17 protein-coding genes and 2 riboswitches are annotated in these 17,775 nt (G+C 46.9%); of the genes, 10 read left to right on the top strand and 7 right to left on the bottom strand.

Features of this window, described 5'->3' with window-relative positions:
* The first annotated feature begins 155 nt into the window (after positions 1-155).
* The 4 genes from L985_RS16480 (at position 156) to mmuM (ending at position 5,345) form a co-directional block, all read left to right on the top strand.
* On the top strand, positions 156-1,070 hold the full coding sequence (locus L985_RS16480; RefSeq protein ID WP_029342992.1) for a ketopantoate reductase family protein: 915 nt from the start codon (positions 156-158) through the stop codon (positions 1,068-1,070).
* A gap of 206 nt (positions 1,071-1,276) precedes the next feature.
* On the top strand, positions 1,277-2,743 hold the full coding sequence (locus L985_RS16475) for a polysaccharide pyruvyl transferase family protein (protein WP_029342991.1): 1,467 nt from the start codon (positions 1,277-1,279) through the stop codon (positions 2,741-2,743).
* A 109-nt stretch (positions 2,744-2,852) separates the two neighbouring features.
* A riboswitch (SAM riboswitch) is annotated at positions 2,853-2,954 on the top strand.
* A gap of 77 nt (positions 2,955-3,031) precedes the next feature.
* The gene (locus L985_RS16470; RefSeq protein ID WP_047394090.1) at positions 3,032-4,435 is read left to right on the top strand and encodes an amino acid permease; all 1,404 of its coding nucleotides are present in this window, start codon (positions 3,032-3,034) and stop codon (positions 4,433-4,435) included.
* Positions 4,410-5,345 carry a homocysteine S-methyltransferase gene (mmuM, locus tag L985_RS16465; RefSeq protein ID WP_047394094.1) on the top strand — a complete coding sequence of 312 codons (936 nt, stop codon included), beginning with the start codon at positions 4,410-4,412 and terminating at the stop codon, positions 5,343-5,345. The genes L985_RS16470 and mmuM overlap by 26 nt, the downstream gene beginning before the upstream one ends.
* A 67-nt stretch (positions 5,346-5,412) precedes the next feature.
* Here mmuM and L985_RS16460 read toward each other — a convergent pair whose 3' ends face one another.
* Complete coding sequence (locus tag L985_RS16460) at positions 5,413-5,835, bottom strand: MarR family winged helix-turn-helix transcriptional regulator (protein ID WP_047394099.1); 423 nt, start codon at positions 5,833-5,835, stop codon at positions 5,413-5,415.
* Between the two features lie 182 nt (positions 5,836-6,017).
* Here L985_RS16460 and L985_RS16455 point away from each other — a divergent pair, with 182 nt between their 5' ends.
* Positions 6,018-6,473 (top strand): CBS domain-containing protein, encoded by a 456-nt coding sequence (locus L985_RS16455; RefSeq protein ID WP_047394102.1) that lies wholly within the window; start codon positions 6,018-6,020, stop codon positions 6,471-6,473.
* Positions 6,474-6,499: 26 nt separating this feature from the next.
* A complete protein-coding gene (locus L985_RS16450; RefSeq protein ID WP_047394105.1) occupies positions 6,500-7,738 on the top strand; it encodes an MFS transporter in 1,239 nt (412 codons plus the stop codon).
* 50 nt (positions 7,739-7,788) lie between these two features.
* Here the strand turns inward: L985_RS16450 and L985_RS16445 are convergent, their stop codons facing one another.
* Positions 7,789-8,214 (bottom strand): DUF1801 domain-containing protein, encoded by a 426-nt coding sequence (locus tag L985_RS16445; protein ID WP_047394110.1) that lies wholly within the window; start codon positions 8,212-8,214, stop codon positions 7,789-7,791.
* A gap of 91 nt (positions 8,215-8,305) precedes the next feature.
* Here L985_RS16445 and L985_RS16440 point away from each other — a divergent pair, with 91 nt between their 5' ends.
* The gene (locus L985_RS16440; RefSeq protein ID WP_047394116.1) at positions 8,306-8,653 is read left to right on the top strand and encodes a WapI family immunity protein; all 348 of its coding nucleotides are present in this window, start codon (positions 8,306-8,308) and stop codon (positions 8,651-8,653) included.
* A 66-nt stretch (positions 8,654-8,719) separates the two neighbouring features.
* On the opposite strand, the gene L985_RS16435 is transcribed toward L985_RS16440, so the two are convergent.
* Both L985_RS16435 and L985_RS16430 read right to left on the bottom strand, forming a co-directional pair.
* Positions 8,720-9,892: a M20 family metallopeptidase gene (locus tag L985_RS16435; protein WP_052169464.1), complete on the bottom strand. Its 1,173-nt coding sequence runs from the start codon at positions 9,890-9,892 to the stop codon at positions 8,720-8,722.
* A gap of 139 nt (positions 9,893-10,031) precedes the next feature.
* Positions 10,032-10,862 carry an SDR family oxidoreductase gene (locus L985_RS16430; RefSeq protein WP_029342982.1) on the bottom strand — a complete coding sequence of 277 codons (831 nt, stop codon included), beginning with the start codon at positions 10,860-10,862 and terminating at the stop codon, positions 10,032-10,034.
* A 135-nt stretch (positions 10,863-10,997) separates the two neighbouring features.
* Here L985_RS16430 and L985_RS16425 point away from each other — a divergent pair, with 135 nt between their 5' ends.
* Positions 10,998-11,867, top strand: a complete 870-nt coding sequence (locus L985_RS16425) for a hypothetical protein (protein ID WP_029342981.1) — start codon at positions 10,998-11,000, stop codon at positions 11,865-11,867.
* Between the two features lie 82 nt (positions 11,868-11,949).
* Positions 11,950-13,812 carry a molecular chaperone HtpG gene (gene htpG, locus L985_RS16420; RefSeq protein ID WP_029342980.1) on the top strand — a complete coding sequence of 621 codons (1,863 nt, stop codon included), beginning with the start codon at positions 11,950-11,952 and terminating at the stop codon, positions 13,810-13,812.
* 65 nt (positions 13,813-13,877) lie between these two features.
* On the opposite strand, the gene L985_RS16415 is transcribed toward htpG, so the two are convergent.
* From L985_RS16415 to L985_RS16405, 3 genes are all read right to left on the bottom strand, one after another.
* Positions 13,878-15,461: a Na+/H+ antiporter NhaC family protein gene (locus L985_RS16415; RefSeq protein ID WP_047394119.1), complete on the bottom strand. Its 1,584-nt coding sequence runs from the start codon at positions 15,459-15,461 to the stop codon at positions 13,878-13,880.
* Between the two features lie 111 nt (positions 15,462-15,572).
* Positions 15,573-15,751, bottom strand: a riboswitch (Lysine riboswitch).
* A 92-nt stretch (positions 15,752-15,843) separates the two neighbouring features.
* A complete protein-coding gene (locus L985_RS16410) occupies positions 15,844-16,581 on the bottom strand; it encodes a uracil-DNA glycosylase family protein (protein ID WP_047394122.1) in 738 nt (245 codons plus the stop codon).
* 124 nt (positions 16,582-16,705) lie between these two features.
* Positions 16,706-17,026 (bottom strand): heme oxygenase, encoded by a 321-nt coding sequence (locus L985_RS16405; protein WP_023469797.1) that lies wholly within the window; start codon positions 17,024-17,026, stop codon positions 16,706-16,708.
* An 89-nt stretch (positions 17,027-17,115) separates the two neighbouring features.
* On the opposite strand from L985_RS16405, the gene L985_RS16400 reads away from it, so the two are divergent.
* A complete protein-coding gene (locus L985_RS16400) occupies positions 17,116-17,775 on the top strand; it encodes a methyltransferase (RefSeq protein WP_069940104.1) in 660 nt (219 codons plus the stop codon).

Below are 17,775 nucleotides of genomic sequence, written 5' to 3'. Positions count from 1 at the left end.
TACTTGTATACAAGTTAGTATATACGTTTTTTTCTAAAATGCAAACGCTTAACTTAAAACAAATCAATCCACGCAGAAATCAGGAAAACGGTTCCAAATATGTTAGGGTGAAGGAGTAAGCAACGTACAGAACGGGTAAGGAGGAGGTAGTACATATGAACATGTTAGTTGTAGGTGCAGGGGCAGTTGGAGGCTATTTCGGAGGTCGTCTTGCTGAGCAAGGAGAACAGGTGACCTTCCTTGTCCGTCCGAATCGATATGAACAACTACAAAAAACAGGACTACACATCACTAGTCCTCATGGTGATATCGCGATTACACCTCAGTTGATAACACGAGACATGCGACCGGATCGTGCATTTGATGTCATCTTGCTTTCGACGAAAGCCTATCACTTAGATGACGTCCTACAGGACCTTGCGCCATTCGTTTCGAGCGAGACGTACATCATTCCTTTGTTGAACGGCATGCAACACATACGACGGTTAACAGAAGTCTTTGGAGAAGATCGAGTACTAGGAGGTCTTTGCTTCATTGAGTCGACGCTTGATGCAGAAGGGCGCATTTTACAGACAAGCCCGTCCCATCGGCTGTTGTTTGGTTCACGAACCGGTAAACCAACAGCGCGTCTAGAGGAGATCGCAGCGTGTTTTGCGAAAGCGAAGGCACCAATGACGTACTCGATGCATATCATGGATGACATGTGGCAAAAGTATCTCTTCATTTCGACATTCGCCGGCGTGACGACGCTATTTCGCTCAGCTATTGGTCCGATTCGGCAAGAAGCTGTCGGGCGTCAAATGATCCTAGACGTCATGAAGGAAGCGAAACAGGCGATGGAAGAACAAGGCGCAGTCTTTAATGACGATGTAGAAGCGGTGCTGTTGAAACAGATGCATGGAATGGAAAACACGATGAAATCGTCGATGTTACGGGACATGGAAAAGGGTCAGCCCGTCGAAGTGGAACATTTTTTCAGTGCGTTATTGAAGCCTTCTACGACTGATCAGATGAATGCCTTGAAATTAGTCGAAGCGAATCTGCGCATGTATCTCAAAACGATTAAATAGTTACATTTTTCTATTTTAGAAAAATTATGGAGTAATGCAAATGTTTCGTTTTGATGACGAAAGACCTGTTTCCCTTAGGAATCGTTGACTTCCGAAATAAAATTCATCTATTCTTAATGAGATTGAAAAAAACTGATAATATATTTTCCCGTATTTTTTTTCTTGCGAGGACGAATGAAGCAGACGAGAGGGGAAGTTTATCCATTATGAAACGTATTATTATTCGTGCAGGTATGACACCATTCGAACAGTTCGATGCTCCTTATTTGATGAAACATAATTCCATTGGAGGAAACGTTGGAAATCTTATCTATCAATACAGTATCTTTCGGACGTTGATGACAGAAGGTACGACGATTACACCTGACTATTACTATTACGACGAAGAACGGGCAGACGAAATCAATGCCAACTTTGATCTTTATGTCATTCCGTTAGCGGACGCATTCCGAAAAGAATTCGTACCGACGTTACGGAAATATACACGTCTCATCAAAAAATTAAAGATTCCAGTCGTCGTCATCGGTGTAGGATTACGTGCACCGTTTGAACCAGACTTAGATGGTGGATTCCCATTCGATGAAGATGTTAAAGCATTCGTCAGTGCCGTTCTCGAGCGCTCAAGCATGCTTGGTCTTCGCGGAGAGATCACATCGAAATACTTAACACGTCTTGGTTTCCGCGAAGGGATCGATCATCGTGTCATTGGATGTCCTTCGATGTACGCGTTTGGTCGCGACTTGCACATCCGTGAAACGAACATCACACCTGAGTCGATGATTACGGTCAACTCGTCACGTTTGGCTCCACAAAACGTCCTTGATTTCATTACACGCGGAATGGAAGAATACCCGAATCATTACTTCATTCCCCAGTGGATGAAGGAACTGAAGTTAACGTACACAGGAACGCACCCGATCGCAGATCTTTCAGTGACGAACTATCCGGTGAAGATGTCGGATCCTGCTTATATGAATGATCGGGTCCGTTTCTTCTTGAACGCACAGACATGGTTCGATTTCATCGGACAAGCAGACCTTAGTTTTGGTGCGCGCTTGCACGGAAACATCACAGCGACGCTTGCGGGTACGCCGAGTATCCTCATTCCAAAAGATGCACGGATGCGCGAATTGACGGATTACCATCAATTGACGCACATTTGGGCGAACGACATCAAAGCGGATACACAATTATCCGACATCGTAGCCAACGCTGACTTCCAAAGTCCAGCACGTGTTCAAGCGCGTAACTTCGACAACTTCGTTGACTTCTTGAACGTGAATGATCTTGAGCATATCTATCAAGAGACGAACTATCCTGAGAATGTACCGTTTGACCGTCAAATGGCGCAAACTGAGTTGCTCCCACCAGTCCAGCCGATTTCTGGCGTAAGTCTTGAAGAAGCAGTAGCCCGTTTCGAACGGTTCTTCCCGGAACAAGAGAAGAAGATTGCGGATGCGCAAAAACAGACGAAAGCACAATTAGCTGAAAAAGATAAGAAAATCAAAGCATTGCAGAAACAAACAGGAACGGCTCAAAAGGATCAAGAGATTGCGGCGCTCAAAGCGCAACTGGCTGCCCAAACGAAGAAAATGAAACATCAGCAAGGGACATTGAACCGGAAAGCGGTTCGTGCAGCCTTGAAAACAGCGGATTTATTCGCCAAAAAATAAGACATCCAAACATTCCGGAACGATACGATGCGGAATGTTTTTTGGGTAGAAGTATTCTGAATTGTGTTGACAATTCGAAAAAGACTTGATAGGGTTAGGAACAATTACATACTTATCCAGAGAGGTGGAGGGACTGGCCCTATGAAACCTCAGCAACAGGTCGAAAGATACTGTGCTAATTCCTGCGGGTGCTGCACCCGATCGATAAGATTTCCGAATTGTCGACCGACGCATCCGTGAGGATGCGTTTTTTGTTTGAAATAGGTGGAATGAGGAGGAAACGAATTCATGAAAACGAGTGGGGCTTTTCGACGCAAGATGGAATCACGTCATCTGATTATGCTGTCGTTAGGTGGTGTCATTGGAACAGGATTGTTTTTAAGTACAGGTTATACGTTAGAACAAGCAGGACGGGTCGGGACGATTTTGTCGTATTTGATTGGGGCAGTCGTCGTCTACTTAGTTATGTTAAGTCTCGGTGAACTCGCCGTGCACATGCCGGAAACCGGTTCATTTCATAAATACGCAACGAATTACATCGGACCCGGTACCGGTTACACAGTCGCCTGGCTCTACTGGCTGACGTGGACGGTCGCCCTTGGTTCAGAATTCACGGCAGCAGGTATTTTGATGCAACGTTGGTTCCCGTTGATTCCGGTGTGGGTGTTCAGCGCCTTATTCGCTGCGATGATCCTTGGTATCAACGTCTTGAAGGTCCGCGTGTTCGCTGAAGTCGAGTTTTGGTTTTCAGCGATTAAGGTCGTGACGATCATTGCTTTCATTTTACTTGGTGCGGGAGCCATCGTCGACTTCATTCCACTGCAAGATGGTAGTCCGGCTCCATTCTTTTCTTCGTTAACCGAAGGCGGGTTGTTCCCAAATGGCGCTTTCGTCATCTTCATGACGATGCTTGCCGTGAACTTTGCTTACTCGGGAACGGAACTGATCGGTGTAGCAGCAGGTGAAGCAGTCGATCCGAAACGGACGATTCCGCTTGCGATCCGGACGACGATTTTACGACTGGTTCTCTTTTTCGTCGGTACGATCATCGTGTTAGCCGTCTTGTTGCCAACGGAAGGGAAAGGCGTACTCGAAAGTCCGTTCGTCGCCGTGTTTGAACGAATCGGAATTCCTTACGCAGCAGACGTGATGAACTTTGTCATTTTGACAGCGATCTTGTCGGCAGCGAACTCTGGACTTTACGCCGCCTCTCGGATGCTCTGGTCGCTTGCGAACGAACGCATGATTCCACGCTTCTTCGCCCAGGTGACGCCAAATGGGGTGCCACTACGAGCCGTATTGTTCAGCATGCTTGGCGGAGGACTTGCCTTGCTGTCTAGCATCTATGCAGCAGGAAGTGTCTATATTGCGCTCGTCTCGATTTCCGGTCTCGCTGTCGTCGTCGTTTGGATGAGTATCAGCGTTGCCCAGTATCGCTTCCGGAAACAATTCCTCCGTGAAGGGCATACGGTCGACGAATTGGTCTATCGCACACCACTCTTTCCATTCGTCCCGATCGTTGCTTTCGTCGTTTGTTTGATTTCCCTGATTGGTATCGGATTTGATCCGACCCAACGCATTGCCTTGTACTGTGGTATTCCATTCATCGTGATCTGTTATGTCGTTCATGCGTTCACGAATTCTTCTCAGAAACGGAGTGTTGAAGATGTCCCGAATCAAAAATCCAGTTGATCAACGATTACAGGAAGTTCCCTTTCTCATTTTAGATGGTGCCCTTGCAACCGAACTTGAACAGAAGGGATTCGACCTGAACGACCCGCTTTGGTCAGCACGTCTCTTAATCGAAGCACCGGAACAGATCGAACACGTCCATCGTGACTACTTTGAAGTAGGTGCCGATGTTGCCATCACTTCAAGCTATCAAGCAAGTATTGAAGGATTCAAGCAACGTCATATTAAGACAGAGGAAGCACAGGCGCTGATTCGAAAAACAGTCACCTTGGCGCAAAATGCACGCTCGCGTAGCGGAAAGAGTGACGCATTAATCGCGGGATCAGTGGGTCCTTATGGTGCCTACTTAGCAGATGGCTCTGAGTATCGCGGTCATTACGGGGTGTCAGCAGATGTGCTAGAAGCCTTTCACAGACCACGTATCGAAGCGTTGATTGAAGCAGGAGCGGATCTGCTGGCATTCGAGACGATTCCGTCGCTCGAGGAAGCGGTCGTGTTGTTCCGGATACTTGAAGCGTACCCAGAAGTGTCTGCTTGGCTGACGTTCTCGCTTCAAGATGCGACACATATCAGTGAAGGAACGGCACTTGCGACGTGTATTGAGACGGTTGGACAACACCCGCAACTGGCAGCAATCGGTGCAAATTGTTTTCCGGCATCTTACGCGACTGACTTTATCCGTCACGTCAAGGCGTTGACGGACGTGCCAATCATCGTCTATCCGAACTCTGGTGAGGTCTATGATCCGGTCGCAAAAACATGGTCGGGTACGAATCAGTGTACGTCGTTCCAAACCGTCGCGAAGACATGGTATGAGGCAGGGGCACGATTGATCGGTGGTTGTTGCCGAACGTCACCTGAACACATCGCACAAATTCGTTCGGTTTATCAGGTTGCTCATACATCATGAATAATGACGAAAAAACGGACGCGAAATCGATTGATTTCGCATCCGTTTTTTTAATGGTGTGATTCCGTTATCGTTCGCGCAAGGCACGATTAAATTGTTGGAGCAGGCGTCCAAAATCTTTGGCATCATCCGATGGCCAGTCCATCAGGAGACGTTCGATGCTCGCGAGGCGCGCTGTCCGGTAAATCGTGAGCTCTTCTTGTCCTTTATCTGTGATGTGATAGAAGAAGGCACGTCCATCTGTCGGATCTTTTACTTTTTCAACAAGTTGCTTCTGATCGAGTGCCGCAGCTTGGCGACTGACGGTCGAGACATCAAGCTGAAGTTCACGGGCAAGTGTTTTAACACCGACCTTGCCGGAATCCGCTAATTGTCGCAGTAACAGGTAGGAAGCACGATCCAAATTACGATTGTCTGCCGTCGCTGTCGTCAAGCGCCGGATCAGGATCGCTAACTCCAATTCAATGGTTTCGAGTGCTTGTTGAGACATCGGGTATCTCCCCTTTCAAAAAAGTCTCTCTGTCCCTCATGATTACCCAATGTGGATAAGCTGTCAATCCGAAAAGCAGGAGGCTTGACAGAGTTGTAGTTGTATTATACAATCATTTTTGTTCTTTTAATTGTATCATACAACTTTTTTATATGAGAAACGAACGACAAAGGAGAATTCAGATGAAAGCTAATGAGTCGATGAAACAAGAAGTCATCACGGTAAACGATACAGATCTGATTCGGACGGTCATCGAACGATTCATTCAGTCTGGTATTAGCGGCGTCCCTGTCATCAATGCTGAGCAAGAAGTCGTCGGATATATCAGTGACGGAGATATCATGCGCGCGATCGGAAAACACAAGGACATCATCGTCGATACATTCTTATATGTAGATGTCATTAAAGGAGACGAAGAAGATTATGAAGACCGGATTCGTCATATCTTGAACCGACCTGTCATGGAACTGGCACGCCGGAAAGTCGTAACAGCGGACGCTGACACCGAAATGGAAGAGATTGCGGCGACACTTGGCGCAAAACGGATTAAAAAGCTTCCAATCCTTCAAGCAGGACGTCTTGTTGGGATCATTAGTCGAGGCGACGTCATTCGCCATTCGTTTAAACAGTTCATGTAACACATTCAATAGAAAGAAGGGACACTATGGCACTTGCTGAAAAAACAACGACGCTTGAGCCGGAAACGGTATTAGCAGAAAGCAAACATGGATTATTCCATCAACCGGTTGCTGTCTGGGCAGTCTTTTTCGCCAGTATTACAGCATTCATGGGAATGGGGCTCGTCAATCCTGTCTTACCGACGATTGCCGAGAATTTAGAAGCGTCAAAAAGTGAAGTAACGCTCTTATTTACAAGTTATAACGCCGTCATGGCATTCGCGATGTTAATTACAGGCGCGATCTCATCACGGATTGGTCAAAAAGGAACATTGATGCTCGGGATTGCCGTCATCGCAATCGTTGCTGGTTTTGCTTCGCAAGCAGACAGCATTTGGACGCTCGTCGCGTTACGCGGGGGATGGGGACTTGGGAACGCTTTGTTCGTCGCAACAGCACTCGCTGCGATCGTTTCGCTATCATCAGGCGGAACAGCAAAAGCGATCATTTTGTATGAAGCAGCCGTTGGTCTTGGGATTTCGATTGGACCACTTTTAGGCGGAACGCTCGGTTCAATCACATGGCGCGCTCCATTCATGGGTGTTGCGACGATCATGGTCATCGCATTCCTCGTCTTGCTCTTCTTGATGCCAAAACCAGCAGCATCTGCTGCACTGAAACAGAAGTTATCATTAAAAGCACCGTTCCAAGCGATGAAGCATCGTTCGCTATTGACACTCGGAATCGTTGCGGCACTTTATAACGTTGGGTTCTTTACAATCATGGCCTATGCACCATTCGTCATGAAACTACCAGCGCAAGGACTCGGCTTCGTCTTCCTCGGTTGGGGAATGTTGCTTGCGATCACGTCGGTCTTAACGGCTCCGAAACTGAAACAATGGTTCGGAACGATCAAAGCAATGGTCATGATGTTGATTACATTCGCAATCTTGCTTCTTTTAATGGGGATCTTCACGGAAACGCCAGCCGTCGTCATCGTCTGTGTCATCTTAGCGGGAGCCGTGCTTGGGAATAACAACACGCTCATCACGACAGCTGTCATGGACGCAGCACCTGTCGAACGTTCGACAGCATCTGCGGCATACAGTTTCCTACGTTTTCTCGGGGCAGCCATCGCGCCATTCATGGCCGGTAAATTGGCTGAAATCTTCAACGCAAACCTACCGTTTTATGTCGGAAGTGGCTTTGTCCTCTTATCCGTCATCATCATCGGGGTCAATCTCAAACACATTCGCCATATCGATCGGACGGAAGGCGGACATTAATTTTAAAAAAACAGCCGAAGCGAATCTGCTTCGGCTGTTTTTGATTGAAATCAAGAAGGGTACCTGTCTCTTAACGTGCGGATCGAGTGCTCGATCATTTCCCGAAGTACGTCTAAATCGATGTCAGTCAGTCGTTTTACGTAGAGGCAGGATTTACCGCGTCGATACGTACCGAGACGGGCAAGTAGTCGTTCTGAGATTTCGTCTTCACCAAGCGCGAGATAAAGGACGAGATTCGTCTTGCGCGGAGAAAAGCCGACATAAAAGCTGTCGCCCTCGCGACCAGAGGCATAGCGATAATGGTAGGAACCAAAACCAATCAAGGATGAACCCCAAAGGACGGCTTCGTATTTCGTGACATCTTCGAAGAACTGACGTAATGTGATACCATCTGCTTGACGTAGTGGCGGTTCGACTTGTGCCAGAAAGACATCAACGGACTGTTCGATAGGACCTGTCTTTGGCGTATCAGACATAAGCAGACTCCTTTCGGATTAAGACGATACCAGTTACTTTTACTTTCGAGAAGTGCTAGTAAATATCCTGTGGCTCAGAGGTGGAAATCGAATGAAGCATCGCATCGTGTTTCGAGGAGAAGAAGGCAGTGTATCATGGGACATCTTACACGTCTATCCAACACAAGAAGAACTAACGATTCAGATGAAGGAACAAGATAGTGAACGCAACATTTCAGTTTCATTTGACGAATATGATCTGTTCATCCGTGCCTTTGCTCGCGTCCATGAGTCGTTACACGGTGAAGTCGTATTCGAGCAGGGCGTGATTCGTCTCCGTTTACGATATGACCGGCTTGGTCGTGTTTTCATCAGTTGGTCTGACGGACGAACAAGTCAAGAGTTTCGTAGTGATCAAAGTTATTTAAGTGAGGCGTTGGCACAGCTTGGTGTGTACTAAACTAAACACAGTAAAAGTAAAAGGAACGACTTTAGGTATTGCACCCGAAAGTCGTTCCTTTTTTATTTAAAGCGATGGAAGTGATTGATGTAATGGTGTGTTGATCAAGTTGAAGCAAAACGCAATCGTTTGTTCATACTCGGATAACGGAATCGACTCATCGACTTGATGCGCGAGACGAAAATCATGGAAAGAAGCAATCGCAATCGGAAATGCTTTTTTCGCTTGGCTGAACATCGCACCATCCGTTCCACCTGGGATGGCGATTTTTCGTGGTGTCACGCCGCTGACCTGTTCCATCGTATCTGCGACATGTTGTAAGAAAGGTGCTTGTTCATCGGTTTCACAAGAAGGAATATCCTTAATGACGGTCACGCTCATGTCAAAGTCGGGATCTTCTGCAACAAGTCGACGCTCAATATCCGTAAAGGCAGCAAGTACGTCCGCTCGACCGAATCCAGGAATCGTCCGGATATCCATATAAAACGAAGCCTGACTCGGAACGACGTTTGGTCCCTCGCCTCCTGAAATCGATGTGATTGACGCTACGACCGGACCGAGTGCCGAGTGATGATTCGTCGTGATCGAGAAGCGTTCCGATTTCACTTCCTGAATGACACGATACATGTCATCAATCGCATTACGTCCCAGTTGCGGGGCAGAACTGTGTGCACTTTTCCCGCGGCATGTCACTTCGATCCCGACGACACCTTTTTGTGCATAACCGATCATCCCACTCGTCGGTTCTGTGATTAGTAGAGCATCTAAATCATCCGCATACCCTTGTTCGGTCAAATGACGAGCTCCTGTCATTCCATTCTCTTCATCGGATGTAATCAGAAGTTTGACGGTGTTCGGACGGTTTTGACGTTCCTTGTATTGAATGAGCGCTTGCACCATCGCCATGACACCTGATTTCATATCTGAAGCCCCACGACCATAAATGCGTCCGTCTTCGATTTCACCACCGTATGGATCTTTCGTCCAGCCGTCTCCTTGGACAGGAACCGTATCGAGATGACCAGATAATCCGAGTACAGCAGGACGTGAAAATTCCTCGCTCGCAGGAACGATCGCGACGAGACAGATTCGTTTTGGTGAGACTTCAATCCATTCTGTCGAGATCTGATGATCAACCAGTACATCGTACACATAACGTGCGACGACTTCTTCTCCGTCCATTGGGTTGACGCTTGGAATTTGAAGACACCGTTGTAAGTAAGTAATTGCTGTTTGCATAAGTATTTCCCCCTTTACCTATCCTGTACCCTGATAAAAATACTTCAGGGAGGTAAACGAATTCGTAAAATAATTTACGGGGCTGAACGTCTTGAGATAAAAGAAAACGGTGCAACCAGAGGGTTACACCGTACCTTCCTCATTCACTTTTTTCTGCTTCGTCTTTCCATTTCGAATCGATTAACATCTCTCCCGGCCATGTATAAGCCATGATACCGCCGTCTGCTGTGATGTCCTCACCTGTGACATATGAGCTGTCGTCAGAAGCAAGGAAGAGGGCGACCGTTGCCATCTCGCGTGGTTTACCGAGTCGTCCGAGTGGTGTGATCCAAGCGTTCGCATCGCGGAACTGTTTACCTTGCTCTTTTTCTTTTTCACCAACAAGTGTATCGATGAGTGGTGTTTCGATTGTTCCTGGCGACAACGAATTGACACGAATGCCATGACGCGCATAATCGATTGCCATCGCGCGTGTGAAGTTCGCAATCCCGCCTTTCGCTGCGTTATAACCGGACCGGTTCAAGTCAGCTGCACGACCAGACATCGATGATGTATTGATGATTGAACCACCGTTATCAAGCATGAGTGGAATCAAGAATTTACTGACGAGGAATGTACCGCGCAAGTCGACCGCGATGATCCGATCGAAGAGATCGATGGGATACTCATGGACTTTCCCGCCTTGTTCATCGATTCCGGCATTATTGAAGAGGACGTCGACCGTACCGTATGTCTCTTTGATGTGCTTCGCAAGTTGCTCGACACTCTCGACGTCTGAGACGTCAACATGGACGGCTTCCGCTTTTCCACCGTGTTGTGTAATCTGTTCTACTGTTTGTTGTGCTTTTTCAAGTGAGACATCGGCACAGATGACCGTTGCTCCCTGTTCTGCGAAGACAAGGGCGGTCGCTTGTCCAATCCCTGTTGCCGAGCCGGTAATGACAGCTACTTTTTGCTCGAGTCTACCCATTGCTAAATCCCTCCTAAGTCATATCGTTCACCTTATGAAACATTCCCGGAGAAATAGAGATTAAACCCATCGATGCGTCTAGTGTTGGTGGATAGGGGGTACATCTACAACAGCACAATCGCTGTAAAAAGGGAGATGAGAACGCTGACATCCGATCAATGGCATCTTGCCAAAAAATTATTACACGAAGCCGTCCAGTACCAAATGACACTCGAGAAGAGTGCATTTGCAAGTGAATTGATCGACCAAACGACACCTGTCCTCTGGTTTGGTGATGCGACGCGTAGCAGTTGGGTAACGATCGCGACGAACCCATCCCGATCGCAGTTTTTAGACCGAACAGGTGCATTACGATTTGACGAGCACGGTCCACTTTTCATACGTCCACAATCCATGACGTGGAATGCATATTTACAAGAAGAGACATTGACGGAATCGATCCGACGCTTCAATCGTTACTTCAAACAACCAAATGTGTACCGAACCTGGTTCGGTCGACCAGGTGGCGGTAAGCTCGAAGGATTCTTGAATGGATTGGGTGCGTCGTTTTACGAGAAGACGTTTGATCCAGTCATTCACTTGGATTTTTTCCCGTTTCCGACACACCACTACATGGGAGCAATCAAAGAACGCAGAGTGTTGGAAGATAGTCCGTTCGGTCAGACATTTTTGTTACGCCTGCTCGAACTGTTTTCGATAAAAGGAATCATCCTGCTCGGGAAGGAACACACGGAACGATTTGCGAAGCTTGAACCAGACATCGATTGGACGATCTATCGACCGACGGATTATCCGGACGCGATTTTTCAAGTCGGCGTCTCGTCACGATTTCAGGTACCCGTTGTCGGGCTCCACTTCAAACCAAGTGAGCAGTTCATCGGTCTCGGTAATCGAAAGGATGAAAACGGCGTCAGTCATGGCACCTACGGGTCAGCAGAGCACTTACGTCAAATTGGAGAGATTGTCTTTGAAAAAGTCGCGACATACAGTGAAAAAGGAGATTGACAGATATTTCGAACTCCCTAATAATAGGAGATGAATTAGCACTCTATATGATTGAGTGCTAAAAAAGGGAGGCAGAATGAGCATGGAAACGAAACAATTTAAGGCGGAATCAAAACGATTGCTGGAGATGATGATTCATTCCATCTATACGCATAAGGAGATTTTCCTGCGCGAATTGATCTCGAATGCAAGTGACGCCATGGATAAGATGTACTATAAAGCATTGACGGACGAGACGATTTCGTTCGAGAAGGAACACTACAAAATTACGATTGAACCAAACAAAGAAGCGCGTCAACTGATCATTCGTGATACGGGAATCGGAATGACGAAAGAAGAACTAGAAGAGAATCTCGGTACGATCGCGAAGAGTGGATCGCTTGCCTTCAAGGCAGAGAACGAGGCACAAGATGGTCATGATATCATTGGTCAATTCGGTGTCGGATTCTATTCTGCATTCATGGTCGCAGACGTCGTCACCGTCGTTACGAAACCGTTCGGCAGTGCAGTCGCTTATAAATGGGAATCTCGTGGTGTCGAAGGTTATACGATCGAGGAGGTCGACAAAGAAACCGTCGGAACGGAGATTACGCTCCACATCAAGGCGAACGAGGAAGAAGAATCGTATGACGAATACCTCGAGACATATCGTTTGCGCAGTATCATCAAAAAATACTCGGACTTCATCCGTTATCCGATCGAGATGAAGGAACTCGAACGTCAGCCAATCGAAGGCAGTGATGAGACGGAAGAGGTCGAAGTCGTCAAGACGATCAACAGCATGGTGCCGATCTGGCGGAAGAACAAACGGGAATTGACAGACAAGGACTATACGAACTTCTACCAAGAGAAGCGGTATGGTTTTGACACACCGGCAAAACACATTCATATCAGTGTCGATGGTGCCGTTCGTTATCAATCGATCTTATTCATTCCGGAGCAGGCACCGTACGATTATTATTCGAAGGAATTTGAAAAAGGTCTCGAGCTTTATGCGAATGGTGTCTTGATCATGGAAAAATGCAGTGACTTGCTGCCGGACCATTTCAGTTTCGTCAAAGGAATGGTCGACTCGGAGGACTTATCGCTCAACATCTCGCGTGAACTTCTACAACACGATCGTCAATTGAAGCTGATCGCGAAAAACATCCAAAGTAAGATCAAGACACAACTTGAAGCCCTCTTGCGTGAAGATCGCGCGAAGTACGAAACGTTCTATCAAGCGTTCGGACGTCAGCTGAAGTTCGGTATGTACAATGATTACGGCATGCACAAGGAACAGGTGCAGGACCTCATCCTCTTCTACTCGGCGAAGGAGAAGAAGTTGATCACACTCGCGGAATACGTCGCAGCGATGCCAGAAGATCAAGCGCATATCTACTACGCCGCTGGTGAGAGTACGAATCGTTTAGATAAGTTACCACAATCCGAGCTCGTCCGTGATAAAGGATACGACATCTTGTACTTCACGGAAGAGATCGATGAGTTCGCGATCCAGATGCTCGTGACGTACAACGAGAAGACGTTCAAGTCGGTCACGAGTAGCGATCTAGGGATTGAAGCAGAAGAAGCGGAGACGACGGACGCACAAGCAGAGATGTTCCAAGCGATGCAGGAAGTGCTAAGTGGACAAGTCAAGGAAGTTAAGGCATCGACGCGTCTCAAATCGCATCCCGTCTGTTTTGCGACGGATGGCGCCGTCTCGATCGAGATGGAGAAAATCCTGAAGGCGATGCCGAATAACGAAGGGGTAGAAGCGGTCAAGATTCTTGAATTGAATCCGTCACACGCGGTATTCCACTCTCTTGAAACGGCGTATCAAAACGATCGTTCGAAATTCGAGCGCTATACCAAACTGATGTACCAACAAGCATTGCTTGTCGAAGGGCTTCCACTCGAGGATCCAGTAGCGTTTGCGAATGATGTGTGTTTACTGATGGTGTGAAACGAATAGATATAAAAAAGGCATTGGATGCGCGCATCCAATGCCTTTTTTCGTAAAATGCTACATTAATCCGTCTGTAAATCCGAAGCGGTTTCTCCTTTTTTTGAGAGAACGTTCAAGACGACGATGAAGAGTACGAATGTGACAAGAGCTCCGATGAAACCGTAGACCGAAGACTCCGTGAAACCGATGACTAAATAACCGACTGCTGCAGTGACGGCACCGACTAGCGCATACGGTAACTGTGTCGTAACGTGGTCGATATGATGTGATCCAGCCCCTGTCGAACTGAGGATCGTCGTATCGGAAATCGGTGAACAATGGTCACCGAAGACAGATCCAGCAAGAACGGCAGCAAGCGTCGGTAACAAGAGTGAGGCATCGACAGCCATGACGAGATCCGCACCGATTGGCAACATGATCCCGAATGTGCCCCAACTTGTTCCTGTCGAGAATGCCATCAAGCCGGCAATCAAGAATAACAAGAATGGCAAGTACGAAGCAGAAATCGAGTTGCTGACGAAGCTTGCAAGATAGTCACCGGTTTTCATGTCACCGATGACAGCGATGATCGTCCAAGCGAATAACAGAATCACGACTGCTGGCCACATCGAACGCATACCAGCAACGATGCTTACCCGGTAATCGCGACCCGGAATTTTCCGTCCGATCAGCATCAGGAAAGCGACGATTAAACTAATGACGACACCTGCGACGAGTGAACGTGTGACGTCTGTCGATTCAAATGCTCCAATTAAAGTAAACGGGCGATTGTCGGCAGCAAGTGCCTGAGCACCTGTTCCGAGCAACGCACTGATCGTAGCGATGACGAGAACGACGATCGGAACGACGAGATCCCGTACTTTTCCATTCGTATGTTCGTTGACATCTTTTGCCATCCCCATCGGTGTTCCTTTTGATGCATCAAAAAGTTCACCTTTCGCGGCACGACGTTCATGCTGTTTCATCGGTCCGACAGAGACGCCAGAGTAAGCGATGTAAAGTGTTAAAAGTAACGCGAAAATCGCATAGAAGTTCATTGGAACGATCATCATGAAGGCACTAAACGCTGAGTAATCCGTAATCGAGTGCGTCGTTAAGATACCGGCGATGATGGAGATGATGAATGCGCCCCAACTCGAAAGCGGACTGATGACACAAACAGGCGCAGCTGTTGAGTCGATCAAATAGGCAAGTTTCGCTCGTGAGACACCACGACGATCCGTTAACGGACGACTAACGTTTCCGACAGCAAGACTATTGAAGTAATCATCGATGAAAATCAAGATACCGAGTCCGAAGGCGACTAAGCGTGCACCACGCGCCGTTTTGACGTGCGTAGAAGCCCATTCACCGAAGGCACGAGCGCCACCTGATGTCTGAATGAGCGTGGAAAGGACGCCGAGCAATAACAAGAAGACAAGTAATAAGACGTTCCACTCGTTCAAGGCACCGTCCGCCCAAAACAGGCTGAAGATGTTCTTGCCGAGATAGGTTATCGTATCGATCGGATTAAAACGGTGGAGTAACAGGGCACCGACGAGAATGCCGACACCTAACGAAAGAACGACCTTTCGTGTAAAGATGGCTAATAAGATAGCTAGTAAAGCAGGTACAAGGGCAATGATGGAATCTGAATAGTTGACCATGAAAAATATCCTCCTCTTTAATAAATGGCTTAAAGATGAGACCCCGCGGCACAAAAAAAGCAAGGGCACCGGCAACAAAGCCGACACCCTCGCTGGATGCGTCTTTCTTAGCCGAATTGGAGCGCTCCATACAAGTACTATGTATGGCAATCGATCGGGTGTTTCCCGAATCGACCAACGACGATATGTTAGACACATACTGTCATTTCGGCGATGTCACCTTTCCTGTAGTCGTCTTCGTTGTCATCCTCGGACCAAGTACTGATTGAAATCGCGCCTCTACCTCATCGATAGAATAGTCATATTCTGTTCTTATGGACACTTTATCATGTAATTCAGAAACGATTCAACCATATATTCTGATAATTTAAGATAAAGTTATTTATTCAGCAAAATGTTGAATGAGCTGTTTCATCAAATAGGCTTGGTTTTCTTCGAATTGTTTTTTTCGATGACCATTCGCACCAGAGGGATGAGGGAATCCCGAAAGAAGCTGATGCTGTTCGATTCGTCCGTCATGAATCAACCCACGGACTTGTGTCTCGACGACACGACCGAGCGGAATCAATAGCGCCGGTTCGCGTAGCTGATTGATTTCAGCGACGAAGTGTTCTTCTGCATAATGTTTTAGCAAAGGACTACGGCTGATTTTCGGTTGATGACCCGAGTAATTCTTTTCGCGATAAAAGACGGGTTGCTTTAACAGCGACGTCGGTTGCAATAATTTTTGATGTTGATGAAATAAGCTAGCTGTCGTCTCAATTCCGAGCAATGCTGGAAGTTCGAGTGTATCAAGCATCTGAACGAGGTTACGTCGCATCGTTCCGGCAAAGCTTGCTGTATATTTGACGAGGCGTGCCGTCTCTTCTAATGAAACACCATGATGGAGGGCATCCGTCGCTTCTTCGAAAGCGATTCGCATCTGTTCAAAACCTGGTGTGATCCCGATGATGACGACTTTTGCTTCAGTATTGACATATTCGCCAATCGGAGAGTAATAGACGGTCAGCTCGTTCTCCTGTTGCAATAAAAAATCGTCCGTCCATAATTCATCACGTCGTAACGTACGATCGTCAGGTAAGCTACGAATGGCTTGTTCAAATATAGTTAATGAATTCATGAAGGACCCTCTCTCTCTGTAATGGCACTATGATAACAAATAATACCATTTGTGACAATTCGACCCTTTCACTATTTGTATATAGGTATCTAAAAAAGGACTCGAGACGAGTCCTTTTCGTGCATCATGCGCGTTCTTTGACCGAAGCGACTTCATATGTCAGAATCTCGCTGCCGAGCATTGGCGATTCTCCTGCCTCACTACTCGCAGGTCGACTATGTGACGCTTTGAAATCGTCACTTTCCCGCCACGCTTGAAAACTCTTCATGTCTTCCCAGTACATGTTGACGTTCATTTCATCGTGTTCTTCGATATTTTGCGTCAATAAGACCTCGACGCGGATGAATCCGTCCATCGTATCGAGTCCACTTGGACGCGTAAAACGAGGAGCGAGAGCTGCAGCCATCCCTTTTTTGACTTTAATCCGGTTCGTAACGACGATCATCATAAAATCCCCTTTCAAAAAACGAGTAACGTACTTCTTCAGTATAGTACGATGAGGGTAAGAATGCCGGAAAGAAGGAACAAAAGACGATGAATGAACAGGAATACGATCAACGATTACGAATCGAGACCATTGAGATGCAACATCTATATGGTGTGTTTAGTCACTATAATCGATATGAACCGACACCTTATGCGGCACTAGACGAATTATGCGAAACCTATCCGTTTCAAAAACAGGACACTGTCATTGATTTCGGGTGTGGGAAAGGGCGTTTGAACTTTTACTTACACGACCGATTCGATTGTTCCGTCATCGGAATCGAGATGAATGGACAATTTTACGAAGATGCGCTTCGGAACATGGCGAATTACGAAAGTAGACGAAAGCGACGTTCGGGAAGTTTACGATTTGAACAGGCGTATGCTGAGCAGTACGTCATTCCGGACGAGGCGAATAAGTTTTATTTCTTCAATCCATTCTCTTCCCAAATTTTCATGAAAGTGATTGATCAGATTTTAAGTTCGGTCGAGCGTTCCTCGCGTTCGGTAGATCTCATCTTGTATTACCCGACCGATGAATACCGGGAATATTTAGAGCGACATACCGTATTCGAGCAAGTCGATGAGATTCGATTACGAGACCTCTACGAAAAAAATCATGACGAGCGGTTCGTCATCTATCGCTTTGATCCGAACAAACTGCTTCAAAACGGGTATGAATACAGTGATGAGAAAAATAGGGGATGA

It is taken from the genome of Exiguobacterium sp. ZWU0009 (assembly GCF_000798935.2).
Lineage (GTDB): Bacteria > Bacillota > Bacilli > Exiguobacteriales > Exiguobacteriaceae > Exiguobacterium_A > Exiguobacterium_A acetylicum.
The sequence above is the reverse complement of the archived record's forward strand: the minus strand, read 5'-3'. Positions and strand labels throughout refer to the sequence as shown.